Origin of the sequence: Aureivirga sp. CE67 (assembly GCF_015767245.1) — a bacterium.
In the GTDB taxonomy this organism is placed as follows: domain Bacteria; phylum Bacteroidota; class Bacteroidia; order Flavobacteriales; family Flavobacteriaceae; genus Aureivirga.
The window spans coordinates 19,756-44,669 of sequence record NZ_JADOTV010000014.1 but is presented as its reverse complement, the minus strand read 5'-3'; the positions used below and the strand labels follow the sequence as shown (position 1 = coordinate 44,669).

Sequence of the window (24,914 nt, the reverse complement as noted above, 5' to 3'; positions counted from 1 at the left end):
TAATATTTAAGTAGATTAATAAGAAGAGAAAAATAATGGTTCTGTAGCTTTATGAATTAAAATACCTGATAATTCAGCTTTTTGTATAGCTTTTTTTAAACGTTCAGAAAAATAAAACCAACTATTAGTTAATGTTACTGCTGAATATAAATCTAATTCTTTGTTAAAAATAATTTTTGTTTCACTAATATTTTTACGTTGATAAAATGGGACATTTCCATTTTTTGAAGGAATGTATTCAGATAAATCGATATAGTTATTTATTTCAACTTCTTGATCAGTATACCATTCTTCAAATGAAGATTGATTATAATTAATAGGTTGATTTTCTTTTGCCACTAGCAAAAAATAATATTCGTGATTTTTACCATTAAATATTACATTAACTGGGAAAAATTTATGGTCAGGTAATATGAATTGTTCAAAAATATTTTTTGCTTTAACACTTAATATAAAACCAAAAGAGGAATTTATATCTGGATTATCCATAAAATCATCTACCTGCTCAGCTCCATCGTTTACATAAAAATCATAGAATTTATAATCATGAGGAGGAATTCGATCATTTGCTCTTAAATTATCATTATCTTTTGGAAAGAAAAAAGTATTCCCTAAAGCATCATCTTCATGATTTTTATGTGTGAATTTTGAATATAATTTGTTAGGTGATAAATATTTATATTTTGGATTATAAGTATCTTTAATATGTTCTGAAGCGGTAATATCAAAGCTGTAATAATTTAATTTTTTCATGAAAAGTTGATTATCTATCATTCAATATTTTATCGTTTGTGAATGATAAAATATTGAATGAATATTAAAAAATAAGTTTTCTTATATTAGAATTTATTTCACTAATATTTTATTCGCTTTCTTAGCATAACTACCATTTGGATAATATTCTAAATACTTTTCTATAGCTTTTTTATCCTGGTCTTTTTTATAAATCGCTTCACAAGCCTCCCAAATGTTATCATCCATCATTTCAGTATCGCCATTTTTTTTTGCAAGTAAGTAATATTCAATGGCTTTATGGAAATCATTTAAAAAATAGTGTGCTGCCCCAATTTGACTATAATATAAACCTTTATTTTCTGGATAATTAGCAACTAGTTTATTATAATATTCAATAGATTTTTCAAATTCACTATTTGTAAGTGCACTTGATGCAGCTCTCAATAAACTATCTTCATCATTTTTAGGTTCTGGATTTTCTGAAATAACTTTTTTATTAATTTCATTTAGTTCATTTAATGTTTTTTTATTTCGTGCGAATAATAATTTAAATCCCATAATTTTTCTTTTTGTATTTTTTTGTTATTAAACAATCAAATTTATATAGATTCAGTAGGATTGAAATCATCTTATATGGGTGAATTCTAAATTATATCACTCATTTTATGTGAGTTTTTTTATTTTTTCAGGAAGTATATTTACCAAAATATAAAAAGTAAAAATTAAATGAAAATAAATAAAGTATTTGAATTCAAATTAAAAGGGAAAAGAAATATTTCATCAAGAAAACCTTTAATAATAAAAGATAAATTATATGTATTATTTTTATTTGAAGAGAAAAGTTATTTTAGAAGTAAATTGATATGTTTATATATAAATAATTTTGATATAATTTGGGAATATGATTATTCATTTATCATGAATGATATTATGAAATCTGTTGATAATAATATTCTGATTTGTACAATGGATGGCAAATTAAAAGTATTAAATTCAGATAATGGAGAGTTGTTAAATACATTTGATTTAGAATTAAATAGAATTGGTGGTTCTTCAAATATTTATGATGAAAAGATAGTTTTTGGAGGAGTTCAAGGAACAAGATATACAAATTGCTTTAATTTAATTTCTCAAAAAATAGAATGGGTTTATGAAACAGGAGGACATTCATATACTCCTTTGATTAAGAATGAAAATGTTTATTTATGTTCTGAAAATAAAATTAGATGTTTTAAATTAAATTCTGGTAAGTTAGTTTGGGAAGCTTTTGAGAAAAATTCATATATTTTTAATCCAATTGTAATGGGAGAAATGATTGCTGTTGGTGGTCATGGTTTGGTAAATATTTATGATAGTAATGATGGTGAATTATTACATCAAATAGATCCTGCTGGTATTCGAGAATCAATTAGAGCTATTCGGGCAGAAAATAATATATTGTATTTTGGAGATAGCGCAGGAATATTTTATGCTTATGAAATTAAAAAAGGAAAAGATTTAAATCTGAAATCCAATAAATTATGGGAATATGAATCTGGAAGAAGTATTGAAAGTTATCCAGAGATTTATGGAGAAAATATTCTTTTCATTAACGATGATAAAAAACTGATTTGTTTAAATAAATATCATGGAGAAATGAATTGGAAGTTCAATACAAAAGGGGAAGCAAAAATATCTGGTATTGTAATTGAAAATCAAAATATTTATTTATCCGTTTCTAAAGGTTATGTATATAAATTAAAGATAATTGACTAGTAATAGTTAGTATATAGATTATTCCAAAACAGATTAAAATTGTTCTTGATCTGTTTTGGAATTAAATATTAAACAACATAAACATCTGTATGCTTAATAAAAGTTGGATCTTCAGCAAGCCAATTACACTTAAAAGAAATTTCAATAATATCACTTTCGTGTTCTAGTTCACAATATTGATTTACATAGATATTTATAATATACCAACCTTTTTTTAGTTCTTTTATATATTGTTCTTCAAAATAAAAATCATAAGCATCAATATCTCCGCTATTATAATCACAAATCATTGTGAAATCTACAAAATTCATTATTTGAAGTGTGTCATTTTCTTCTAAAAATAATTTACATTGTCCTATTTCTAAACCATTTATATCAGTTTCATCAAAAATAAAATTTGTCAATATAAAATCTTGACTTTCAGTTGTGATGGGAAGTATAATTCCTTTGTTTATTGCATCTAATAATCCTTCAGGATAACCATAATCAAAATTACGATCTGTATAGTAATCTTTTAATCGTTTTTTAGAAGCTAAAACTAAAACACCTTCAGTAGTATCTACTTCAAATTTCTTTATCATATTTCACATTTTAAATGATCAAAATTAATAAGCAATTTCTAATTTAATTCATCCATTTTGGATGATATAACATTCTTTTCCAAAAATTAATTTAGAACAATTATGTGAAATTTTATTTAATGAAAAGTAAACGAGATTTGAAAATAGTAGATTATACCGTTACGTATTTATGTTTGTCAAATCAAAATATAGATTCTATGGTTGGAATAAAAAAAAGGAGAATTTAAAAAATTTATTTTTTAAATGATAATCCAATTTTTATATCATAAATAAAGCTTAATAATCACCCAATTAGTATGATAGATGTTCAAATTAAATTACCAATTTTACCTTTTTAATTATAACTAACATGAAAGGTAAAATATTTATACTAATATTAATTCTATTTAATTTTTCGGTTAAAAGTCAATCGAATAAAGAGAAGGTTGAGATCGAAAAAAATATTCAAGATTCGCAAGTTTTATATTTAGAAGCAGATGAACTTATTAAAAATTATTCTTATGATTTAGCTTTTAAAAAATTGAACGAGGCATTGGAATTAGATTCCAAAAACTCTCAAGCTTTAAACCATTTAGGTTGGATTTACGAAACGAAATTTAAAGATTATGAAAAAGCAGAAGAATTATATTCTTTGTCAATAAAATACAATCCTAAATACTCTGCGCCATATTATAATAAATTAATTTTATTCTCAACATTGAGAAGATTTGATGAATTAGAAAAATTGTTTACAAAAGCTGTGAAAATTCCAGGTATTAATCTAACCAAGGTATACCTTGAGGCTGCAATTATGTATGAACTTAAAAAAGATTTTAGAAAAGCAATAGAATATTATAAGAAAAGTATTAATAGTTCTTTAAGTTCTAAAGAAATTGATCGTTATATAAAATCTATTGAAAGATGTAAAAGAAAAATAAAGTTGGAAGAAGATTAACAAAATATTTATAATGAAAAAAGTAAGTGATTTAAATATAAAAGATTACAATGTTGAAAAACTAGATTTAAGTAATAAAAAAATAAATTCATTAATTGGAATAGAAAAATTTAAAAACTTAAAATATTTAGATTTATCAAGTAATAATATCTCTAAAATAGAAGGATTAGAATATTTAAATAAGTTAGAATTTTTAGATTTTACTGGAAATAAAATATCAAAAATAGAAGGTTTTACCAATCTTACAAAATTACAAGAATTAGATCTTTCTTGGAATGAAATACAAAAAATAGAAGGGTTAGAAAATCTCACAAATTTAAACGTTTTAAAAATAAGATTAAATCAAATTTCGAAACTTGAAGGAATGAGGAAATTGGAAAAATTAGAACTTCTAGACATATCAGGTAATAATATTTCTAAAATAAAGAATTTAGAAAATTTGATTGAGTTAGAAGGATTAAGATTGTCATCTAATAAGATTTTAAGAATAGAAAATTTAGAAAAGCTAACACAATTAAAATATTTAGATTTATCAAATAATAATATTTTAAAAATAGAAAACCTTGGAAATTTAATCCATTTAGAACTATTAATTTTGTCATGTAATAAAATTTCTAAAGTAGAAAATCTTGAAAGTTTTAAAGGAAATCTCCTTTTAGATTTATAAATTTTAACAGACTAATTTTACTATGTTAATCACCAAATATGGATGAAATAGTAATTCTTTTTTATATGCATTTTCGCAAAAAAATGAACAAAAGATTTTGTTTAAAGGAATACCATATTAAAAGAAGTTTAGATTATGATCGATTATGAATTTATTGTTGAAAAAGAAAATTATTTTCCAGGTTTTGAAGAAAAATGGATAAGATTAAATTCAGAAGAGTTTTTTATAAATAACAATAAATTAGATGAAATAGTCAATTTTGCAATTACAAATGAAGATGAAAAATCTAAGAATTTAAAAGAATCAATTTCTCATTGGTTTAAAAATGTTAGAAATGAGCCTTTTCATCAAATAAAAGGGCCATTTGAAGAAAGAGGAAAACCATCAGGTTTAATTCTAAAAAATGGATATATAATCAAAGAATGGGGTGATGTCAAAAGAGTAGATATGATTTGTAGTGCAACAAAAAGTTTTCTATCAACTCTTTTGGGAGTAGCTATTGACGAAGGAAGAATAAAATCTATTAAGGACAAAGTTTCAGATTATATAAAAGATGAAAAATTTCATGGAAAACATAATAGTCAGATTACATGGGAACATTTGGTAACACAAACTTCAGATTGGTATGGTGAAATTTGGGGAGGATATGATTGGGCTGAAAGACCTTCAGAATATACAAAAATTAATGAATTAAGAAATAGAAAATTAAATACGCCAGGAACTGTTTTTAAATATAATAATGTTAGAGTGAATCTTTTAGCATATGCCCTACTTTTAATTTTTAAAAAATCATTGCCAGAAGTTTTTAAGGAAAAAATAATGAAACCTATTGGAGCTTCAAATACTTGGAAATGGTTTGGATATAATGATTCATGGGTTGATATTAATGGAAAAAAAATACAGTCTATCACTGGAGGTGCTCATTGGGGAGGTGGTTTGTTTATTAGTACGGAAGATGCTGCTCGTTACGGTTTACTTTTTTTGAATGAAGGAAAATGGAATGATACTCAAGTCATTTCCAAGAATTGGGTAAAAGAAGCAACAACACCTTCTTGTGTAAATAAAAGTTATGGTTATATGTGGTGGTTAAATACAAAAACAAATATTCCAATAAATGGGAAATTGAGACATTGGGAAGGTATTGATGAAGATATTTTTTATGCTTCAGGATTTGGAGGAAATTTGATAGTTGTTGATAAAAAAAATGATATTGTGATTGTAACTCGTTGGTTGAATCCTCAAAAAAATGCAGAATTTATGAGAAAAGTAATCGAAGCTTTAAAACCTATTTAAGATGACTTTCTCCAGAAATGTACAAAAATTTATAGTCGGTCAAGGACTTTCAAATATAGGAGCAATGCTGAAACAAGTTGCGATTTCTTGGTTTGCATATGCAATCACAGAGGATGCATTTTATTTAGCATTTATTGTTTTTATGAGAAGTAGTATTGTTTTTTTAGTTTCTCCTTTTGCTGGAAGTTTAGCAGATCGATATAATAAATTAAAATTGTTGCTTTTGAGTAATTCTATTCTTTTTTTGAATACAGCTCTTTTGACAATATTGGTTTTTTATGATGAAATTACAATTGCGATTTTAATAGGAATTCAAATAATTTATGGATTTGCAAGTGGAATTGAAGCACCTGCAAGGCAATCTTTTATTAATGATATTATTACAGATAAAAAAGATTTGTCTAAAATTATTTCCATTAATAATACTGTTTTTAATGTAGCCAGAGTCATTGGTTATACTTTAGGAGGTGTATTAATCAGTATAATTGGTATCGAATATTGTTTTACAATTTATTCCTGTTTACTTTTTATTGTCATACTGATTTTTTATTTCATAAAATATAAACCAAAAAATGCAATAAAATCTGAGAAAAATTTTAAAAATGATTTTTTAGAAGGTGTAAAATATACAATAAATCATAATTCTATTTCTTTACTAATGATTGTAATGATATTTGTAACATTTCTTAGTCTTTCATATGAAGTTTTACTACCGGTTTTTGTGAAAAATATTTTAAATCAAGATTCAAAATTATTTGGTTTTCTAATGGGAATGTTAGGTTTAGGTTCTATAACAGGAGGTTTATTAATGATTAAAAAGAAAAACGAAAGTAAGCTCGAAAACACACTACAATTATCAATATTATTATTCGGAATTTTAATAAGTGTATTTGCTTTTACAAATTCAAAATATATTGCCTTTCTTCTTTTATTTTTGATAGGAATTCAAAGAATCCAAATATTTACCTCACTTTCAGTTTTAGTACAAAATTTAGTGGAAGATACTAAAAGAGGACGCGTTCTAGGCTTATATATGATGTTATTTATGATAAGTAGATCTTTGGGAGATCTTTTGATGGGTTTTTTATCTAATTTTCTTGGGATTTCGTTTGTAATTTTTTTAGGAGGTATTTCAAGTATTTTATTAGCTTTCTTTTTAAAATTTAAACTTAAAAATAATGATATTTTAAATTTTTCTAATTCCTGAAATAAAAACAGAATCACCCATTTCGTATGAATATATAATCATTTGAAACAATCAATTTTACTGATAAAATTTTAAAAGTAAAATGAAAAAAATAAGTGATTTAAATATTACAGATTATACTTTGACAGAATTGGATTTATCAAATCAAAATCTAGATTCTATGGAAGGGGTTGAAAAATTTAAAGATTTAAAATCATTCAATTTATCAAATAATGAAATTGAAAAAATACAAGGTTTAGAGAATTTAAAAGATCTTGAATATTTAGATTTATCACATAATTACATCTCAAAAATTGAAAATTTAGAACAATTAACATCTCTAGATTTTTTAGATCTGTCTAGTAATCAAATTCATAAATTGGAAAATTTAGAAAATTTAAAAGATCTTGAATATTTAGATTTATCACGTAATTACATCTCTAAAATTGAAAATTTAAATTCTTTGAAGAAAATAAAACGCTTAGAATTAGAACAAAATATAATTGCCAAAATTGAAGGTATTGAGAATCTACACAAATTAGAACAATTGAACTTATCCTGTAATAAAATTCAAAAAATTGAGGGAATACAACATTTAAATAATTTGATTGATTTGTATCTTTTTAATAATCAAATAGAAATTATTGAAGAAATTACTTTTTTAAAGAAATTGAATTTAATTGATTTTGGAATGAATCCATTAAGAAATCAACCAATTCTAAAAGAATTTAAAAAAACAATAATAAACTTAGATTGCACTCCATTAATTGATAAACTATGAAAACAATAAATGATTTAGCAATTACAGATTATTCTATAACAGAATTGAATTTGTCAAATCAAAATCTAGATTCTATGGAAGGGATTGAAAAATTCGAAAAATTGATGAATTTAGATTTATCCCAGAACAGAATTAAAGAAATTTCTGGTTTAGAAAATATAAAGAATCTTAAAACACTTGACCTTTATCATAACCGAATTACAAAAATTGAAAATTTGAACTTTCTTACAAAACTGAATAAACTAGATTTGAGTTGTAATTCAATTTGTAAAATAGAGAATTTAGATTTTTTGAAAAACTTGTATTTTTTGGATTTAAGTGATAATAAAATTGATAAAATAGAGAATATAGAATTTTTGAGTAATTTAATAGAGCTTGAATTTCAACAAAATTATATTAAAACTATCGAAAATATTGAGAATTTAAATAAATTAAAACGTTTAAATCTTTCAGGGAATAAAATAAAAAAAATTCAAAATTTAGATGCTTTTACAAAGCTTAAAATATTGGATTTACATGATAACTTAATTCGAAAAATTGAGAAATTAGATTCTTTAAAAAATTTAATTTATTTGGATTTGAGTTTTAATTTGATAAAAAATATTGAAAATATAGATGGTATTTGGATGGAAATTCAAGAGTTAAATTTGAGTAATAATAAGATACTAAAAATTGAAAATCTAGAGAAGTTACATCGTTTAGAAGTTCTGAATTTATCTCATAATCATATATCGGTGATTGAAAATATTTTTGAGTTAAATAATTCATTTGCCCTTAAAAGCTTAGACTTGACTGCTAATGAGATTCAGAAAATTGAAAAATTAGAAACACTTATTTTAGATATAATAAAAATGTAAAATGCAAAGAGATATTTATACAGTAAATGGAAATTTATTTCGAATGGAAGTTATTTCTGAAGATTTTTTAGAAATTGAATTAGAGTTTTTATTTGAAAATCTTTTTTGGTCCAGATTATTTTGTTTCACAATTTGGTATATAGTTTTTTTTTTATAAAGAATTAAAGAAATATGAAAAAAAAACATTTTAGAAGATTCTATAAAAAAAGCTCTCTAATGAGAGCTTTTTTCTTGGTTAAATTTTGGTAAAATAATCAAAATAGTGAATTGATATTAATAATTAATTTCAATATGAATTCTAAAAATTAATTATAAGGGGGTAATAATTTTTTTAGATAAAAACTGTTTTTGATTAAACTTTTGCAAAGTAATGAGATTTTAGAATTAATTTTTTCATTACAAAAGGGTGATTTTTATAATTTAAAAAATCACCCTTTTGTAATGAAAGTTTGTGTTTTAAATTATAGTTTATTTGTAAATGATAAGTAAAATTTGTTTAGAACTTATTAATAAGTTAGTAATAAGAAAAAGGTTAAACTTTAAAATAAGGTAGTTTAAGTTTTAATTGTAACCTTAAAACCTATAGTTTTCTATAGGTTTTATTATTTATTATAAACAGAGTTTATTAAATTTTTGAAAGAAAAGTTATATAAGCTTTTCACGAGTTTTTTTAGATTAATTTAAGTCTATGAGTTTTCATAGACTTTTTTATTTCACCCTTTTTGTATGAATATAAAACTTCATAGACATATTAGTTTTGCGATACATAAAAATATTTAATCTTATGAAAAAAAGAATACTTTCATTGTTAGGTTTAACTGTAATGTTAAGCTCTATAAATATTGAAGCACAACACTTATTAAGTGATCAAGAAGAAATTTTATCTATAGAAGGATTTGATCCTAATCAATTGGCTGTTGAGGGAAATATGTTTTATTTTACAAATATTGAAACAGCTCAAGATGAAGATGGAGACAATAGTTGGGTTTGGGTTTGTGATATGAATGCTGATAATCCTTCTGGAACAGCCTCTTTTGTTGCTGATTTTTCTGATGAAATATTAGATATGAAATTTGAAAGAAATAATGAATTATTCACATCTATTTTTGATCAAAATAAAATTAGAAAAGTTAATGTTACGACAGGAGAATTAAACGATGTTCTTTCAGTTACTTATCCTAAAAAAATAAATGTTATAGATGAAGATTTATTTTATTCACACAATGATAATAAAATATCGAAATATAATGTAGATGCTCAAAGTAATGAATTGTTTCTTGATTCTGATGCAGATCCAGCTCCAGTTTATCAAGATATTCTAAAGGTTGGAGATTTTTATTATGTGAATGAATTTCATAATAAAAAAATTATAAAATTAGAAGTAACAGATTCTGGAATTGTTGAAACACTTCTTTTTCAAGGAACTGAACCAATAACAGGACTTCAATATTATTCAAATAGAATTTATTTTTTAGAAGGAACAAAAATTAAAAGTTATGATTTAAACACTTCTGAAGTAGATATATTGTTGAATGACCCTTCAATTATTCAAGTGAATGATATGATTATTGAAGACAATAATCTATATTTTTCTGTTTTCATGAATCAAAAAGTGTACAAAATTACTCTGGAAGAACTGACTTATGTACCTGATGATAATTTTGAACAACATTTAATTAATTTAAATTTAGATACTGTTTTAGATAACTATGTTTTAACTGATAATATTTCTAATATTGAAATTTTAAATATTCAGAATAAAAATATAACATCAATGGTTGGTATTGAAGATTTTTCATCATTAAAAGAATTGAATGTAAAAAAGAATAATATTTCAGAGATTGATGTTACACAAAATGGATTATTAGAAAAATTATATTTATCAGAAAATAATATTTCTTCTATTGATATTACGAATAATTCAAACTTGAAAGAGTTTTTTATTGATGATAATCAAATTAATGAAATTAATTTGTCTAGTAATTTATCCTTAGAAATAGTCTCAGTCAGAAAAAATAATTTAAATCATATAGATTTTTCAAATAATACTCAATTAACAGATATTTCAGTTTCAACTAATAATATAGAATCAATTGATATCAGTATGTTAACTTTTCTTGAATATGCAAATTTAAGAAGTAACTCTTTTACCTCGATTGATTTTACAAATAATTTATTATTAGAAAAAATTTATTTAAAAGAGAATAAAATGAATAGTTTAGACTTTTCTCAACATTTAAAAATAAATTTATTAGAATTGGATGAAAATGAATTGGAAAATTTAAATATTAAAAATGGAAAAAATACAGATATTGTTACTTTTTCAACTACAAATAATCCAAATTTAACTTGTATTCAAGTTGATGATACTTCTTATTCAACAATAAATTGGACAAATATTGATGATACAACTTCATTTAGTGAAGATTGTAGTACTTTAAATATTGGTGATGAAAACTTTGATTCTTTTAAAATATATCCAAATCCAGCAAATAATTATTTAATAATCGATGCAATTAATGAAATGGAAACAATTCAAGTTTTTGATTCATTAGGAAGAATGGTATATAATGAAATTATTAATAATAAGTCAATTAAATTAGATACAAGAAATTACACTTCTGGAGTATATTTTGCTAAAATCTCGATTAATAATAAGGTTAGACGTTTGAAATTTATAATAGAGTAATTTTTGAGATTTTGATTTGTAATTTTTAAGTCTGTAGTTTAACTACAGACTTTTTTTGTTTAAAATCACCCTATTAAGGTGATATTATAAATCTAATATGAAAATAAATTTGTGATATATATTAACATAATTAATAAATAAATCACAAATGAAAAAAATATTACTATTAATAATGTTTTTGACTAACATTCAATTGTTTTCTCAAGATTGTAATTGTGACCATACCATTTCGAATTTGAGTTCAACAAATTTTAATGTAGTAAATGCATCATCGTACCAGTATGAACCTGGAGATGTTTTTTGTATACCAGCTGGAGATTATCAAGGTATTAGATTGATAGGTTTTGAAGGAACAGAAGAGAACCCTTTAACCATAAAAAATTGTGGTGGTGAAGTAACATTTTCAGATTCAATATACCCTGGAATTGATATTAAAAACAGTAAATTTTTAAGATTTACAGGTACAGGAGATGAAAATATAGAATATGGTATTCATATTACAAGTTCCCCTACTTCAGGATTAGCTGTTGCTTCTTTTACTACTGATATTGAGATAGATCACATTGAAATTGAAAATGTAGGGTTTGCAGGTATTATAGCAAAAACAGATCCGACATGTAGTGATCCAGATACTTGGAGATTAAGTGGGTTTATATTAAAGAATTTAGATGTTCATCATAATTACATTCATGATACTCATGGTGAGGGAATTTATATTGGCTATACAGGAGGTTATAAGGTTGTCTCAACAAAACAATGTGATAACGTAGATGTGTTTGGACATTGGTTAGAAGATGTATCAGTTCATCATAATATTTTTGAAGATATTGGCTGGGATGGTATTCAATTGAATTTAGTTAGATCAAATGGTAAAGTTTATAATAATACAATAATTAATCATGGAGCACAACAGCAAATTTTTCAGGATTTTGCTATGAGTATTGGTGGTGGGAAATATGAAATTTATAATAATTATATTCGAAATGAAGTAGAAGGAAAAGGAATGCAATTGATAAGTGTACAAAGTGGTACCAAGGTTTATAACAATATATTAATTAATCCTAAAAACGACGGTATTTTTATCCATTGTAGAGATGAGTTGGAAGATGTAAATGAAGGATATTATATTTTAAACAACACAATAATTAATCCAGAAAAAGCTGGAGTAAGATTTTTTACAGCAATTCAACATAGTTTTAACCCAGATTTAGTTGGAACTTTTCAAAATACTATACCATCTTATTTTATAAATAATGCGATTATTAATCCTGGGAATGAATATGAGATAGGAGATACTTGGAAAGGAGTTCAAGAAAATTATTTAGATTTTGATATTCCTGAAACAAAACTTAATATGCAACCTAATATTTTAACTAATACTCTAACTAAAATTATAAATGATGTTGGTTTTGAAGATGTTACAAATCATGTGTATAAGGTTTCAAGTTCGAACTCAATATTAGTTGATAGTGGGACAAATATTTCTTCTTATGGAGTTAATTTAGATTATGATAATATAGATAGACCACAAGGAAATGGTTATGATATTGGAGCATATGAGTATAATGAAATGATTTGTGATTCTCCTAATAATTTAGAAGTAGTTGAGACTTATACAAATGGGTTTTCTGTTTCTTTTGAAGAAATTGGAGATTTTCAATTAAAGATTATAAATATATCTGATAACACAGTTATAGAAACATATGAGGATACAACTTTAAATTTTGAAAATGGATCCTTTAATTTTTCGAGTGATAATATTTTTCCAAATTCAGCTTATAAGATTTTAGTTAAAAATAATTGTGATGGTATTTTTAGTGATAGTGTAGAAATTACAGCAACAACCTTAAATATAATATGTGAGGTTCCTGAAGGAACATCTGTAACTAATGTAACACAAAATACTGCTATAATTAATGTTAATATAACTGCTGTAGATCAAATATATGAATTAAGAGTATTTAATGAAGATACAGGGATTCAAGTTCATTCAGATTTAACATCAGGTTCTAATTATGATTTAGGTTTTACTGGAGTAATCTTATCAAATACATCCTATTCTGTGCAGGTTAGGTTTAAATGTGAAGGAGGAACAGATAGTGAATGGAGTGAAAAAGTATATTTCACAACTCCAAACACAATTTGTGAAATACCTTCAGATATTTCATTCTCAAATATAACAACCTCGTCTGGACTTATAAATTTAAACTATGATAGTTCCGCTATTGGATATGAATATGAAATACGTAAATCTGATACTAATGAACTAATTGAAGAGTATATTTTAGATACAACAAATAACTATTTTATATTTCCTTCAAATTTAAATAGTTTAGAACCTAATACAACTTATAAGATTAAAATTAAAAGAAGATGTAATGAAACTGAAGTTAGTGAATGGTCAGAGTTTTTTGAATTTACAACTATGGAAATTGCTTGTAGTATCTCTGAAGTTATTTTAAGTAACATAACTAGTTCAAGTATTGATTTAACAGTTTTTTTGCCTGAGATGGTCGATGCATATAAACTTGAACTTCGAAAATTTGAAAATGATGTTTTATCAGATATTATTCAACAACATACACTTTCAAGTTCTAATTACACATTATCAGGATTAGAAGCAAATACCAATTATAAACTTTATGTAAAATCAAAATGTAGTGAAACAAATTTTAGTAATTGGGAAATAAATGATTTTACCACGCTAATTCTATGTGAGGTTCCAACAAATCTTTTAGTAAATGAAATTACTCATAATTCAGCAAAAGTCAATTTTGAATCAGAAGAGTCTTTTTCAGAATATGAATTCAAATTATTTTTAACAGATACAAATGAATTAATTCAAGAACAGTATTTTGAAACAAATTTGAATAATTTTAATTTACCATATAATAGTGAATATTTAGAACCAAATACAAATTATTCTATTCAAATTAGAAAAAAATGTCAACCTGTTGGTAATAATAGTTCTTGGACAGAATTATACAATTTCACAACATTAACTCCTCCTTGCGATTTTCCTGATGTTTTGTTATCAAATATAACCTATGAAGGAATTGATTCAGAAGTCACACTTGCAATGTATTCGAATGAATATATTATTGAAGTAAGAAAATATGATAATGGAATATTATCAGATATTATACAAGAACATATACTTTCAATAACTACGAATACAATAACAGGGTTAGAGCCAGAGACAACATATCAATTGCTTTTCAAATCAAAATGTGGAGATGAATACAGTAATTACTTAATAAATAATTTTACTACTAAAAAAGCTTGCAATATACCTTCAAATATCATAATTACAGATATTACACACAACTCAGCTAAAGTTATAATTAATGATGTTGAAACAGCTGAAATGTATGAATATGTAATATTAGAAAAAGAAAGTGGTACTCAAGTTTTTAATTCAATTGATGAAGAAGGAAATACAGAATTCGATTTATCTACATTAGGAACTTTAGATTTTAATACAACATATCAATTAAAGCTAAGAAAAATGTGTGAGAATGGATATTGGAGCGATTATACGGAATTATTTGAGTTTACGACTGAAAATTATGAATGTCCTTTACCTTCAGATATTGAGATTACAGATATTACTCATGACTCAGCAAGATTGAATTTAAATATTGAAGAAGGAGATATTTTTAAATATAAATTATCTAAAAATAATGAAGTACTAGAATTAGTTGATTTTACCGCATCTTCAGGATATATTGATTTTAATAATTTAGAGTCAAATACATATTATAAAGTACAATTGAAAAGAGTATGTGTCATAAATGAACAAGAAACATTAAGTGAATTTACGAATCAATATGTTTTTAAAACTTTGGATGCTTTAGGAGTTAATGACGAAATTAAAACAGAATATACACTATTTCCAAATCCGGTTTATGATAATTTATCAATCCAATCTGATGATAACATAGATCATATAAAAATATTTGATATAGTTGGAAAATTAATTTTAAATAAAAAAGTAAAAAATAAAACGATAAATATATCAACAAGCGATTATAGTTCGGGAATCTATCTTTTAGAAATGTTTAATGGAAATAAAAAAACATCTCTGAAATTTATAAAAAAATAGATAAACTCAACTTCGTAATTTTAATTAGTTTTTATTAAAAGCCTTTGATTTATTCATTGGCTTTTTTTATTTGAATCATCCGTTTAGGATGAATAATCATATTCAAAAGGTTATGAATTTAGCATATTGTTTTAATGTTAAAAAAAATGAGAAAAATATTTATTTTATCTTTTTCTGTAATCAGTTTTATATCAATAAGTTTTAATTTATTTCCATATTTAAAAATTAACAATATTAATAAAGAAGATTATTTTGAAAAAGTTAAAAATCAATCTTCTAGTTCGGTTAATATACCTGAAAAAAAACTACTGAATTGTGAAAAACCAATTGATATTACAGTTTCAAATTTAACAAGAACTTCTGGAGTTATAAATTTGAACTCCAATGTCTCAAGTATTGGTTATCATTATGAAATAATAGAAGAATTCACAAATAAAAAAATTGATGAAGCTTTTGTAAACACCATGAATAAATCTTTTTCATTTTTTTTTGATGAAACGAATAAACTTAAATTCAATACTTCATATAAGATAAGAATTAGAAGAGAATGTTTAGAAAATATTTATAGTGATTGGTCTGACTTTTTTAATTTTATAATACCTGATTTAAATTGTAATACTATTGGGTTGAATGTAAGTAATACTACACATCAGGGATTTACAATTACGAATAATATTCCAAAAAATGGAATTAAATACGAAGTAGAAATTAGAAAAATTGATATTTATGGAATTACTTCCAAAGAAATTATTTTTAATTCAATTATAAATTCCGACTACATAATTGATGTTTTGAACCCTGATACTAAATATTTAATTAAACTTCGAAGAATTTGTAAAAATAATTCTTATAGTGATTGGTTAGAATATATAAAGATTACAAAAACATATTATCCTTGTTTTGTTCCGGAGAATATTATTTTTTCAAAAATTACACATAATTCAGTTGTTGTAAAAATTAGTGATCATAATACTTCTTTAACTTATGAGTTCGCATTGTATGATAAAAATACTAATAAATTAATTTATAATAAGCGTTTTTATGAAAATGAAATATTTGTTAATATTCCTAATGAAGAAACTTTAAAATATTTAAAAACTTATCAAATAAAATTTAGAATCAAATGTGAATTTAATACTTGGAGTGATTTTTCTGAATTATATGAATTTACAACAACAGAATTTGAATGCTTAATACCTACAGATATTGAAATTTTACAAATAACACCTGATTCTTTTTGGGTGAGTGTTAACATTGAACAAGGAGAATCATTTCAGTATAAATTATACAAGGATAATAAGGAAATAGACTCAGTAGAAGTTAGGAACACTTTTTTAGGCTATTTTACAGTTCATGAATCATTAGAACCAAATACAGTTTATAAAATTAAAATTAGAAGATTATGTCAAATTAGTGAAGTGCCAATTTATAGTGATTTTACAGAATTATTTGAAGTAAAAACATTAGAAAGGATATTTACAATTGAAAAATAATAGTGAGTTTGAAAACAAATATTCTAAGTTAAATATCACCCATTTTGGATGATATGTGAATTTTATTAATCATTTACTTTTGGTTAAAAATTTATTTATAAAAAATCAAAAAAATGAAAAAAATATTATTTTTATTTTTGACTTTAATGTCTTTAAAGTTAGTAGCTTGTAACGCACCTACAAATGTAGAAGTAGTCAAAACATATGCAACGGGTTTTGATATTTCATTAAATATTAGCAATGATACATTTTTCCAAATTTTAGTTTTTGATAATTCAAATATGGATCAAGAATACTATACGATGACTAGTGATGCTAAGATTATCAATGGAGAGTTTTCATTTCCAAATGCAGGTTTAGACCCAAATACAGAATACAAAATTAAGGTTAGAGAATATTGTAGTTCATCTAGTCAAAGTGAATGGGTTGAGATTATAGCATCAACAAGTGAAATAAACCCATGTTCTGGTCCACTTGTTGATGGAGATAATTTATTTTCTAATATTACAGATAATAATGCAACTGTTAGTATAGAATTTTCCCTTTCTTGGAATTCTATACAATTTCATTTAAAAAATGCAACAACCGACGAAGTTATCACTACTGGGAATTCTTCAACAGGTACATTTAATTTAAGTGATTATGCTACTTTATTGCCTAATACAACTTATTCTCTTGTATTCAGATCTGAATGTGGTGATGATAATCAAACAGTTTATAGTCCATGGAGTGGACCTTTTCCAAAAGAATTTACTACAACTGAACAAATTTGTAATCCTCCAGCAGATTTAGAAGTTATTGAATCTTTTACAAATGGATTTAAGGTTACTTTTGAGGAAGTTGGTTCTTTTCATTTACAAGTTATTGATATTCTTAACAATTCTGTAGTTGGGAACTATGGAAACCATACAGATAATTTTACAGATGGTTATTTTACTATAATAAATGATGATATTTTACCAAATAAAGAATATAAAATTACAGTAAAAAAGAATTGTAATGGAACTTATAGTGAACTTTCTGAAATTACAGCAACAACCTTAAACGATTGTGATACTCCTGAAGTAAATATTGATAATATTACTGAAGAAGGTTTTGATATTAGTGCTATTCTCCCAACTAATGGTGTTCAATATAAAGTTGAAATTAGAGAAATTAATAATGGAATTGTATCTGAAGAAATTGTACAAACATACCAATTAGCATCGTCAGATTATACTGTTGATAATTTAGACCCTGAAGCTTCTTATCAAATTAGAATAAAAACTATTTGTAGTGAAACAAATTCGAGTGATTGGGTTACCCAAAATATTGTAACAGAAGCATCTTGTACAGCACCGACAAATATAACTTTTTCTGAAATAACCTATAATTCAGCAGTTGCAACAATTGAAGATGTTGAAAATGCTTTGAGTTATGAATATTTTCTTTACAAAAAAGAAACTAATCAACAAGTTTCTAATGGTGCAACAAATAATGGAGGAACAGTTTTAAATATCCCATTTTCTGGAGAATTAGAACCAGAAACTACTTACCAGTTTAAGGTAAGAAGAAAATGTCAAGATAATACTTGGAGTGAATTTACAGAATTATATGAATTTACAACAACTGAGTTTGTTTGTTTAATACCAACAGATATTGAAATAACTGATGTAACAACGGAATCTTTTAATGTTAATTTAAATATTGAAGAAGGAAATATATTTCAATGGAAATTATATAAAGATGAAGAAGAAATCAGAACAATAGATATACAAACAAATCCTTCAGGGTATTTTCAAGTTTTAGATTTAGAAGAGAATACTACTTATAAAATTAAAATTAAAAGGCTTTGCTTGTTAAATGATGTAGTATTTGGCTCAAGTGAATTTACAGAACTATTTGAAGTAACTACTTTAGATGATTTAAATATTAGTGAATTAGAGATTGAAGGATTAAAGATCTATCCAAATCCTATGAATGATATTCTAAACTTTACTTCAAACGAGACAATTCAGACTATAAAGATCATGGATGTTCTAGGAAAAGTTATTTTTGAAAAAAGCATTCAAAGTAAAGTAGGAACAATTAATGTATCTAAACTAAAAGTTGGTGTTTATTATTTATTAATTAGTTCTGAAAATAAAACAAATAGTTTAAAAGTATTGAAAAATTAATTTTATACATTTTTAAAGTTTGAACCTCTTAAATTATTTTAAGAGGTTTTTTTATTTAAATCACCCAAATTGTATGAAAAATGAGTTTTTTTTTACATATAAATTTGCTGAAAAAAATATTTACAAAAATCAAAAAGATGAAAAAAATATTACTTTTATTATTTATTTTTATAACCTTAAAATCTACTGCATGTAGTGAGCTTAGTAACTTACAAGTTATTAATTCGTATACAAATAGTTTTGATATTTCTTTTGAAAATTTGAGTCTTTCTTTTTTTCAAGTTTCAGTAATCAATACTGAAACATTCAATGAAGAATATTTTGCTATAGAAAGTCCACAAGAACTAGTTGATGGACAATATTCATTTACAGATGCTTCTTTTTCTCCAAATACGGAATATCTAATCAAATTACGAAGATATTGTAGTTCCTCTGATCAAAGCGATTGGATTGAAATTACAGCAACAACTTTAAACGATTGTGAAACTCCTGTAAATGTTACATTTTCAGATTTAACCACAACATCAGGAGTTGCAAATTTAAATTCTGATATTTCTTTTGTCGGATATCGATATGAAATTGTGTATGCTGAAACAAATACAAGTCTTGAAACTTTTATTTTTGATACAACAACTGAGTCTACTTTTTCTTTTCCATCAGTCTTTAGTACTTTAGAAGCAGGGATAGAGTATAAGATGAGAATTAAAATAGAATGCACTAATGATGTTTATAGTGATTGGTCAGAATATTTCTTTTTTACAACACTTGAAGCTTCTTGTGAAACTCCTGAAGTAAATATTGATAATATTACTCAAGAAGGTTTTGATATTAGCGCTGTTTTACCAACTAATGGAGTTCAATATAAAGTTGAAATTAGAGAAATTAATAATGGAATTGTATCTGATCAAATTGTACAATTATATCAATATGCTTCAGGTTTTACTGTTGATATTTTAGAACCAGACACGTCTTACCAAATTAGAATAAAAACTATTTGTAGTGAAACAAATTCAAGTGATTGGATTACCCAAAATATTGTAACAGAGGCATCTTGTGCAACACCAACAAATATAACTTTTTCTGAAATAACCTATAATTCAGCAGTTGCAACAATTGAAGATGTTGAAAATGCCTTAACTTATGAGTATTTTCTTTATAAGAAAGAAACAAATGAGCAAATATCTAATGTAAATACTAATAATGGAGGTTTAATATTAAATCTTCCAGTTTCTGGAGATTTAGAACCAGAAACTACTTACCAACTTAAAGTGAGGAGAAAATGTGCAGATAATACTTGGAGTGAATTTACAGAACTTTATGAATTTACAACAACTGAATTTGTTTGTTTAATGCCTACAGATATTGAGATTACAAATGTGACAACCGAATCATTTTATGTTAATTTAAATATTGAATCTGGGAATTCATTTCAATATAATTTATATAAAGGTGAAGAAGAAATCAGAACAAATGATATAAACGCAACTCCTTCAGGGTATTTTCCCGTGACAGATCTAGAAACAAACACTACTTATAAGATTAAAATCAAAAGATTATGTGAGTTAAATGGAGAGTCTAGCTCGAGTGAATTTACAGAATTATTTGAAGTAACTACTTTGGATGATTTAAATATTAGCGAATTAGAGATTGAAGGATTGAAGATCTATCCAAATCCAGTAAATGATATTTTAAACTTTACTTCGAAAGAAAAAATTCAAAGTATGAAAATTAAAAATATTTTAGGTAAAGTTATTTTCGAAGAAAAATTGAATAAAACAAATGGAACTATAAATGTTTCAGGTTTAAATGATGGAATATATTTTCTGTTAATTAAGTCTGGTAATAAGATAAATACAGTGAAAATATTGAAAAATTAAAATAACAAAAAATAAATAAAAAAAGCTCTAATTTTTATTAGAGCTTTTTTTATTTATAATACTTCGATTTCATTCCAACCAGAATCAGGATCATTTCCAGAGCAATCAACACCAGCGAAAAATTCCCATTTATGCTGAGCATGAACACCTCTATAAGTTAATGATACATTATTTGGTATTGGACAATTAAATTCAAAAGTATATTCAGTTCCAGATTCTAATATTTGAGAACCAGAAACTTCAAACGAATTTGAAAAAGTTTCAACATTCTTTTTAATTCGTTCTAAATCTTTTTCCATTTCTCCATCTTCAAACTCATATTCTATTTTTGAAACATCAACAGTTTCAGTTGCTCTCACTTTTAAATAAAGTGAATTCATTTGAATATTATTATCTTTAATTCTGATTTTAATTATTAATGGAAGAAAACCATTTGTCTTAGTATTTACTCCTGGATTCTGGTATATTTTAACATCAGCTCCATTCCCTGTGATAAAATTGGTTGCCTTTTTTATTGAATCAAATAATCCCATGATTGTTAAATTTAAAAAATATTATTCTTCACTATCTTCAGCTAAATTCATTTTCTTTTTACAGCGTTCAATAGATCTTTCATATCTATGAAAGTCATCATTGTCTAATGTATATTTACAACTTTCTTTAAAATAAAAAATAGCTTGCTTATAATCTTGTTTTAATTCATGCATAATTCCTAATTCATTATTTAGTTTTGCTTTATTTGTTCCAGGAATTGTTAAAGCATGAAAGATAAAAGGCTCCAATTCATCAAATCTATTTAAAGTAGATAGTAAAATAGCTTTATTTAAATATGTAGCAGTATAGTTAGGACTCAATTCTAGAGCTTTATTATAATGCTTTTCAGCATTTTCATAATCTTTAAATTTAGTTTCATATAACCATCCTAAATGATTGTGAGCATTTCCAAGATTCGGATTTAATTCTAGAGCTTTGTTAAGACAGATAATTGCTTGTTCTATTTCATAATCTTTAATTAAACTGTCTGCTTCTAAAAATAAAAGATTTGCTTTTTCTATATTGTTAAGTTCCATTTTTTAAGGCTTTGTAATTTTATTTTGATGTGAAAGCAATTCCTTCTTCATCAAAAATTAAATATTTTACATTATCAATTTTTTCTAATAATTTTATACCATCAGTAATTCCTAAAATATAAACAGTTGTAGCTAAAGCATCTGCTATTTCTGCATCAAAACAAAATATAGTAACACTTTGAACTCCTGAAACCAAACTTCCTGACTTTGGATTGATAATTTTGAAATGTGATTTTCCATTTTTGATATTAGAGTTTTTTAAACTACCAGCAGTTACAATTGAATTATTGTCAAATTTTACATTTACATAATTGGAAATAATTTTTATTATATCTTGTGAAATATAAGTACTCCATTTTTTATTTTTAGGATGTTTCCCCCAATAGGTTATATCTCCACCAGCATTGATAAAACCAGACTTTACACCAATACTTTGTAGTTTCTTTTTAGCATATTCTATTGCACTACCTCTATCAACAGCACCTAAACCTATTTTCATTCCTTTTTTCTTTAGAAAAACAGTTGATTCTTTTTCATCAATCTCAATATTTTTATAATTTACAAAACCAAGCGAAGATTCAATAAAAGAATTGTCTCCAAAATCAGAAATATCATTTTTATAGTTGATTGATTTATAAGTTATATCAAAATGACCATGAGAAAAATCAGATACTTTTATTGTTTTATTAATAATATCAATCATCTCTTTTGAAACCTTAACAGCTTTTATTCCAGCATTTTTATTTATTTTATTTGTTTCGGACTCATAATTTTTTGATGAGATAATATTGTATATTTTATCTACTTCTTTAATAGCCATTTCAATATACCCTTCACCTATTATTTTGTCAGTAGCTTCAATATAATATTCAAAAGCAGTACCTCCCATTTGAATAGTTTTTTTATGAAAAATATTTTGAGAAAAAATTGAAATAGATACTGAAAAGAACAAAACAATTAAAAGAATAGTTTTTTTCATCATTTAAAATAATTTGTATTTATATAGTAGTTAGTTGATTGTGTTTTTTATTTAATAATGTAAATTAAGCTTCTAATAAAGTTTATAGAAATACTTAATATCCATAACCAAAATCCTAATTTATAATTAGTAATAGGTTCTTTACTTCCTCCTTCATTTACAATTATTTGTTTGATAAATAAAAAGGAAACAGATATAATAAGTGCTAAACTTGATAAAATAAAAGATGTGATTTTATAATTTTTTAATATCCAAGAAAGGAAAAGAAAAGGGTTTGCTAACCAAATAAAAGATACACCTCCAATAAAGAAGCAAAATATACCTGCCAAAAAAATAGCCAATGAATCACCACAAGATGAATCTGTACAAAAACATTTAGTTGTGAGTGATAATGCGAAAAAGAGTATGCTAAATATTAATAAAACCAAATTCATCTTTTTGTGGTAAATCATATATAATCTTAAGGTTTAATTTAATCTAGGAGAATTAATAGTTATAAACTCATGAAAATATTTTTGATCTTTTATATATTTAAATGAGATATTTATTTCTTCTTTTAAAACAGTATTCACCTTTAATGTTAGGTTATCAACTACTTTAATTTTAGCTATTTGTTGGAAATTAATTTTAATTACTTTAGGGAATTTTATTATTACAAAATCATTAATCCAGTAGATTCTGAAGTTATTTTCTGTGAGTATTAAACATCCTATTTTTTTACCAAACCTTAGTTTTATAATTTTTAAGATACATTCATTACTATTAAGATCCTCTTTAATATGTTTTTGAATTTTTATGTTTACTTTTGATATCAGTGGATAGGAAGCAGTCAATACATCGAATTCATTATCACTGATCATATCTGATATTGAATTTTTTAAGATATGTTTCTAATAAATCTAAACCTATTCTATTCCTTCTTTTATCAACTTCATTTTTGTTTTCGATTTGGTATAAAATATTTGCTTTTAATTTTTTATCATAATAAAACTGAGTTCCATACTTTTGAGGTTTGTTTTTTGAAACTAAAATTCGATCTTCTAACATAGCTAAATGACTCCCTTTAGACTCATTATTTAAAACAGATTCTTCAAGAAGTGGTAAATATTGTTCTTGAATTTCCATTGGAGCATGTTGTATAATAAGAAACTGAGCAATATTTGCTTTACCACCAACTTTACTAGTTCCGGACCATCCATATTTATTTAGAAGATTTATTAATTCAGCTTGATTCTTTTCGTCTTGTATTTCCATTAGATTCCAAAAGAATTTCATTTCATCAGAATCTTTTCCAAATTTTTTTTCAGCATCTAGATATAACTGTCTAAGAGTTTGATCTTTTATGAAAAGATCTTCAAGAGTTTTTTTTAAATCTTGATCAAAATATTTTTCATAATTCGCTTGATTTTTCTCTACAATTTTTAAAATATTTTCCCATTTAGGAAGTTTTTTTAAAGTATCTAAATCTCGATCATTTTTAATGTGTTTTAGATTTTTAAAACCATTTTGTGCAGCTAATTTTAAATATTTAAAGCTCTCTTCAGGTTCATTATTCAGAGAAAAAGCACAAGCAGCATTGTAATAATCATTGTAAGTTCCTGATTGAATAGAAAATGCTTCTTTATAGTATTTAGATGCATCCTCATATTTTTTTTTAGATAGATGGGTGTTACCTTTTTTTATTAAACTGCTATAATCTTGTGCTTTAGTAAAGGAAAAAGAAAATATGAATATTATTAATATGATTTTTTTCATT

The 24,914-nt window shown here is 24.4% G+C and carries 20 protein-coding genes; 12 read left to right on the top strand and 8 right to left on the bottom strand.

All coding sequences use genetic code 11. The features are described 5' to 3' along the window. Positions 1–15: 15 nt before the first annotated feature. Entirely contained in the window at positions 16–753 is a 738-nt protein-coding gene (locus I0K12_RS15160; protein ID WP_196888985.1) for a hypothetical protein, read from the bottom strand. Between the two features lie 93 nt (positions 754–846). Beyond that, complete coding sequence (locus I0K12_RS15155; RefSeq protein WP_196888984.1) at positions 847–1,293, bottom strand: tetratricopeptide repeat protein; 447 nt, start codon at positions 1,291–1,293, stop codon at positions 847–849. Between the two features lie 168 nt (positions 1,294–1,461). Here I0K12_RS15155 and I0K12_RS15150 point away from each other — a divergent pair, with 168 nt between their 5' ends. Continuing rightward, positions 1,462–2,490: a PQQ-binding-like beta-propeller repeat protein gene (locus tag I0K12_RS15150; RefSeq protein ID WP_196888983.1), complete on the top strand. Its 1,029-nt coding sequence runs from the start codon at positions 1,462–1,464 to the stop codon at positions 2,488–2,490. A 68-nt stretch (positions 2,491–2,558) separates the two neighbouring features. Here I0K12_RS15150 and I0K12_RS15145 read toward each other — a convergent pair whose 3' ends face one another. Continuing rightward, positions 2,559–3,071 (bottom strand): hypothetical protein, encoded by a 513-nt coding sequence (locus tag I0K12_RS15145; RefSeq protein ID WP_196888982.1) that lies wholly within the window; start codon positions 3,069–3,071, stop codon positions 2,559–2,561. 349 nt (positions 3,072–3,420) lie between these two features. Between I0K12_RS15145 and I0K12_RS15140 the strand changes: the two genes are divergently transcribed. The 11 genes from I0K12_RS15140 to I0K12_RS15090 all read left to right on the top strand — a co-directional run bounded on the left by I0K12_RS15140 (position 3,421) and on the right by I0K12_RS15090 (position 21,109). Continuing rightward, a complete protein-coding gene (locus I0K12_RS15140; RefSeq protein ID WP_196888981.1) occupies positions 3,421–4,005 on the top strand; it encodes a hypothetical protein in 585 nt (194 codons plus the stop codon). Positions 4,006–4,018: 13 nt separating this feature from the next. After that, positions 4,019–4,672 (top strand): leucine-rich repeat domain-containing protein, encoded by a 654-nt coding sequence (locus I0K12_RS15135; RefSeq protein ID WP_196888980.1) that lies wholly within the window; start codon positions 4,019–4,021, stop codon positions 4,670–4,672. Positions 4,673–4,807: 135 nt separating this feature from the next. Further along, positions 4,808–5,965, top strand: coding sequence for a serine hydrolase domain-containing protein (locus I0K12_RS15130; protein ID WP_196888979.1), 1,158 nt, complete (start codon positions 4,808–4,810; stop codon positions 5,963–5,965). Between the two features lies 1 nt (position 5,966). Continuing rightward, complete coding sequence (locus tag I0K12_RS15125; RefSeq protein ID WP_196888978.1) at positions 5,967–7,172, top strand: MFS transporter; 1,206 nt, start codon at positions 5,967–5,969, stop codon at positions 7,170–7,172. 82 nt (positions 7,173–7,254) lie between these two features. Beyond that, positions 7,255–7,932 carry a leucine-rich repeat domain-containing protein gene (locus tag I0K12_RS15120; protein WP_196888977.1) on the top strand — a complete coding sequence of 226 codons (678 nt, stop codon included), beginning with the start codon at positions 7,255–7,257 and terminating at the stop codon, positions 7,930–7,932. Then, on the top strand, positions 7,929–8,789 hold the full coding sequence (locus I0K12_RS15115; RefSeq protein ID WP_196888976.1) for a leucine-rich repeat domain-containing protein: 861 nt from the start codon (positions 7,929–7,931) through the stop codon (positions 8,787–8,789). The genes I0K12_RS15120 and I0K12_RS15115 overlap by 4 nt, the downstream gene beginning before the upstream one ends. A 784-nt stretch (positions 8,790–9,573) precedes the next feature. Then, on the top strand, positions 9,574–11,478 hold the full coding sequence (locus I0K12_RS15110; RefSeq protein WP_196888975.1) for a T9SS type A sorting domain-containing protein: 1,905 nt from the start codon (positions 9,574–9,576) through the stop codon (positions 11,476–11,478). Between the two features lie 148 nt (positions 11,479–11,626). Continuing rightward, a complete protein-coding gene (locus tag I0K12_RS15105) occupies positions 11,627–15,583 on the top strand; it encodes a T9SS type A sorting domain-containing protein (RefSeq protein WP_196888974.1) in 3,957 nt (1,318 codons plus the stop codon). Positions 15,584–15,729: 146 nt separating this feature from the next. Next, complete coding sequence (locus I0K12_RS15100; protein WP_196888973.1) at positions 15,730–17,076, top strand: fibronectin type III domain-containing protein; 1,347 nt, start codon at positions 15,730–15,732, stop codon at positions 17,074–17,076. A 113-nt stretch (positions 17,077–17,189) separates the two neighbouring features. Then, on the top strand, positions 17,190–19,232 hold the full coding sequence (locus tag I0K12_RS15095; protein ID WP_196888972.1) for a T9SS type A sorting domain-containing protein: 2,043 nt from the start codon (positions 17,190–17,192) through the stop codon (positions 19,230–19,232). Between the two features lie 137 nt (positions 19,233–19,369). After that, positions 19,370–21,109, top strand: coding sequence for a T9SS type A sorting domain-containing protein (locus I0K12_RS15090; RefSeq protein WP_196888971.1), 1,740 nt, complete (start codon positions 19,370–19,372; stop codon positions 21,107–21,109). A 53-nt stretch (positions 21,110–21,162) separates the two neighbouring features. Here the strand turns inward: I0K12_RS15090 and I0K12_RS15085 are convergent, their stop codons facing one another. The 5 genes from I0K12_RS15085 to I0K12_RS15065 all read right to left on the bottom strand — a co-directional run bounded on the left by I0K12_RS15085 (position 21,163) and on the right by I0K12_RS15065 (position 24,913). Beyond that, a complete protein-coding gene (locus tag I0K12_RS15085; protein WP_196888970.1) occupies positions 21,163–21,642 on the bottom strand; it encodes a hypothetical protein in 480 nt (159 codons plus the stop codon). Between the two features lie 21 nt (positions 21,643–21,663). Beyond that, positions 21,664–22,179: a tetratricopeptide repeat protein gene (locus tag I0K12_RS15080; protein WP_196888969.1), complete on the bottom strand. Its 516-nt coding sequence runs from the start codon at positions 22,177–22,179 to the stop codon at positions 21,664–21,666. A 19-nt stretch (positions 22,180–22,198) separates the two neighbouring features. Beyond that, positions 22,199–23,161, bottom strand: a complete 963-nt coding sequence (locus I0K12_RS15075) for an FAD:protein FMN transferase (RefSeq protein WP_196888968.1) — start codon at positions 23,159–23,161, stop codon at positions 22,199–22,201. A gap of 464 nt (positions 23,162–23,625) precedes the next feature. Further along, on the bottom strand, positions 23,626–24,018 hold the full coding sequence (locus I0K12_RS15070; protein ID WP_196888967.1) for a hypothetical protein: 393 nt from the start codon (positions 24,016–24,018) through the stop codon (positions 23,626–23,628). After that, entirely contained in the window at positions 24,008–24,913 is a 906-nt protein-coding gene (locus tag I0K12_RS15065; protein WP_196888966.1) for a DUF6624 domain-containing protein, read from the bottom strand. The genes I0K12_RS15070 and I0K12_RS15065 overlap by 11 nt, the downstream gene beginning before the upstream one ends. Position 24,914 lies beyond the last annotated feature (1 nt).

What these genes read in the sequence shown, in the direction of transcription:
- I0K12_RS15125 (WP_196888978.1), top strand. Translation starts at nt 5,967, where the DNA reads ATGACTTTCTCCAGAAATGTACAAAAATTTATAGTCGGTCAAGGACTT.
- I0K12_RS15160 (WP_196888985.1), bottom strand. Translation starts at nt 753, where the DNA reads ATGAAAAAATTAAATTATTACAGCTTTGATATTACCGCTTCAGAACAT.
- I0K12_RS15135 (WP_196888980.1), top strand. Translation starts at nt 4,019, where the DNA reads ATGAAAAAAGTAAGTGATTTAAATATAAAAGATTACAATGTTGAAAAA.
- I0K12_RS15085 (WP_196888970.1), bottom strand. Translation starts at nt 21,642, where the DNA reads ATGGGATTATTTGATTCAATAAAAAAGGCAACCAATTTTATCACAGGG.
- I0K12_RS15115 (WP_196888976.1), top strand. Translation starts at nt 7,929, where the DNA reads ATGAAAACAATAAATGATTTAGCAATTACAGATTATTCTATAACAGAA.
- I0K12_RS15065 (WP_196888966.1), bottom strand. Translation starts at nt 24,913, where the DNA reads ATGAAAAAAATCATATTAATAATATTCATATTTTCTTTTTCCTTTACT.
- I0K12_RS15130 (WP_196888979.1), top strand. Translation starts at nt 4,808, where the DNA reads ATGATCGATTATGAATTTATTGTTGAAAAAGAAAATTATTTTCCAGGT.
- I0K12_RS15105 (WP_196888974.1), top strand. Translation starts at nt 11,627, where the DNA reads ATGAAAAAAATATTACTATTAATAATGTTTTTGACTAACATTCAATTG.
- I0K12_RS15100 (WP_196888973.1), top strand. Translation starts at nt 15,730, where the DNA reads ATGAGAAAAATATTTATTTTATCTTTTTCTGTAATCAGTTTTATATCA.
- I0K12_RS15145 (WP_196888982.1), bottom strand. Translation starts at nt 3,071, where the DNA reads ATGATAAAGAAATTTGAAGTAGATACTACTGAAGGTGTTTTAGTTTTA.
- I0K12_RS15090 (WP_196888971.1), top strand. Translation starts at nt 19,370, where the DNA reads ATGAAAAAAATATTACTTTTATTATTTATTTTTATAACCTTAAAATCT.
- I0K12_RS15095 (WP_196888972.1), top strand. Translation starts at nt 17,190, where the DNA reads ATGAAAAAAATATTATTTTTATTTTTGACTTTAATGTCTTTAAAGTTA.
- I0K12_RS15070 (WP_196888967.1), bottom strand. Translation starts at nt 24,018, where the DNA reads ATGATCAGTGATAATGAATTCGATGTATTGACTGCTTCCTATCCACTG.
- I0K12_RS15155 (WP_196888984.1), bottom strand. Translation starts at nt 1,293, where the DNA reads ATGGGATTTAAATTATTATTCGCACGAAATAAAAAAACATTAAATGAA.
- I0K12_RS15110 (WP_196888975.1), top strand. Translation starts at nt 9,574, where the DNA reads ATGAAAAAAAGAATACTTTCATTGTTAGGTTTAACTGTAATGTTAAGC.
- I0K12_RS15075 (WP_196888968.1), bottom strand. Translation starts at nt 23,161, where the DNA reads ATGATGAAAAAAACTATTCTTTTAATTGTTTTGTTCTTTTCAGTATCT.
- I0K12_RS15120 (WP_196888977.1), top strand. Translation starts at nt 7,255, where the DNA reads ATGAAAAAAATAAGTGATTTAAATATTACAGATTATACTTTGACAGAA.
- I0K12_RS15080 (WP_196888969.1), bottom strand. Translation starts at nt 22,179, where the DNA reads ATGGAACTTAACAATATAGAAAAAGCAAATCTTTTATTTTTAGAAGCA.
- I0K12_RS15140 (WP_196888981.1), top strand. Translation starts at nt 3,421, where the DNA reads ATGAAAGGTAAAATATTTATACTAATATTAATTCTATTTAATTTTTCG.
- I0K12_RS15150 (WP_196888983.1), top strand. Translation starts at nt 1,462, where the DNA reads ATGAAAATAAATAAAGTATTTGAATTCAAATTAAAAGGGAAAAGAAAT.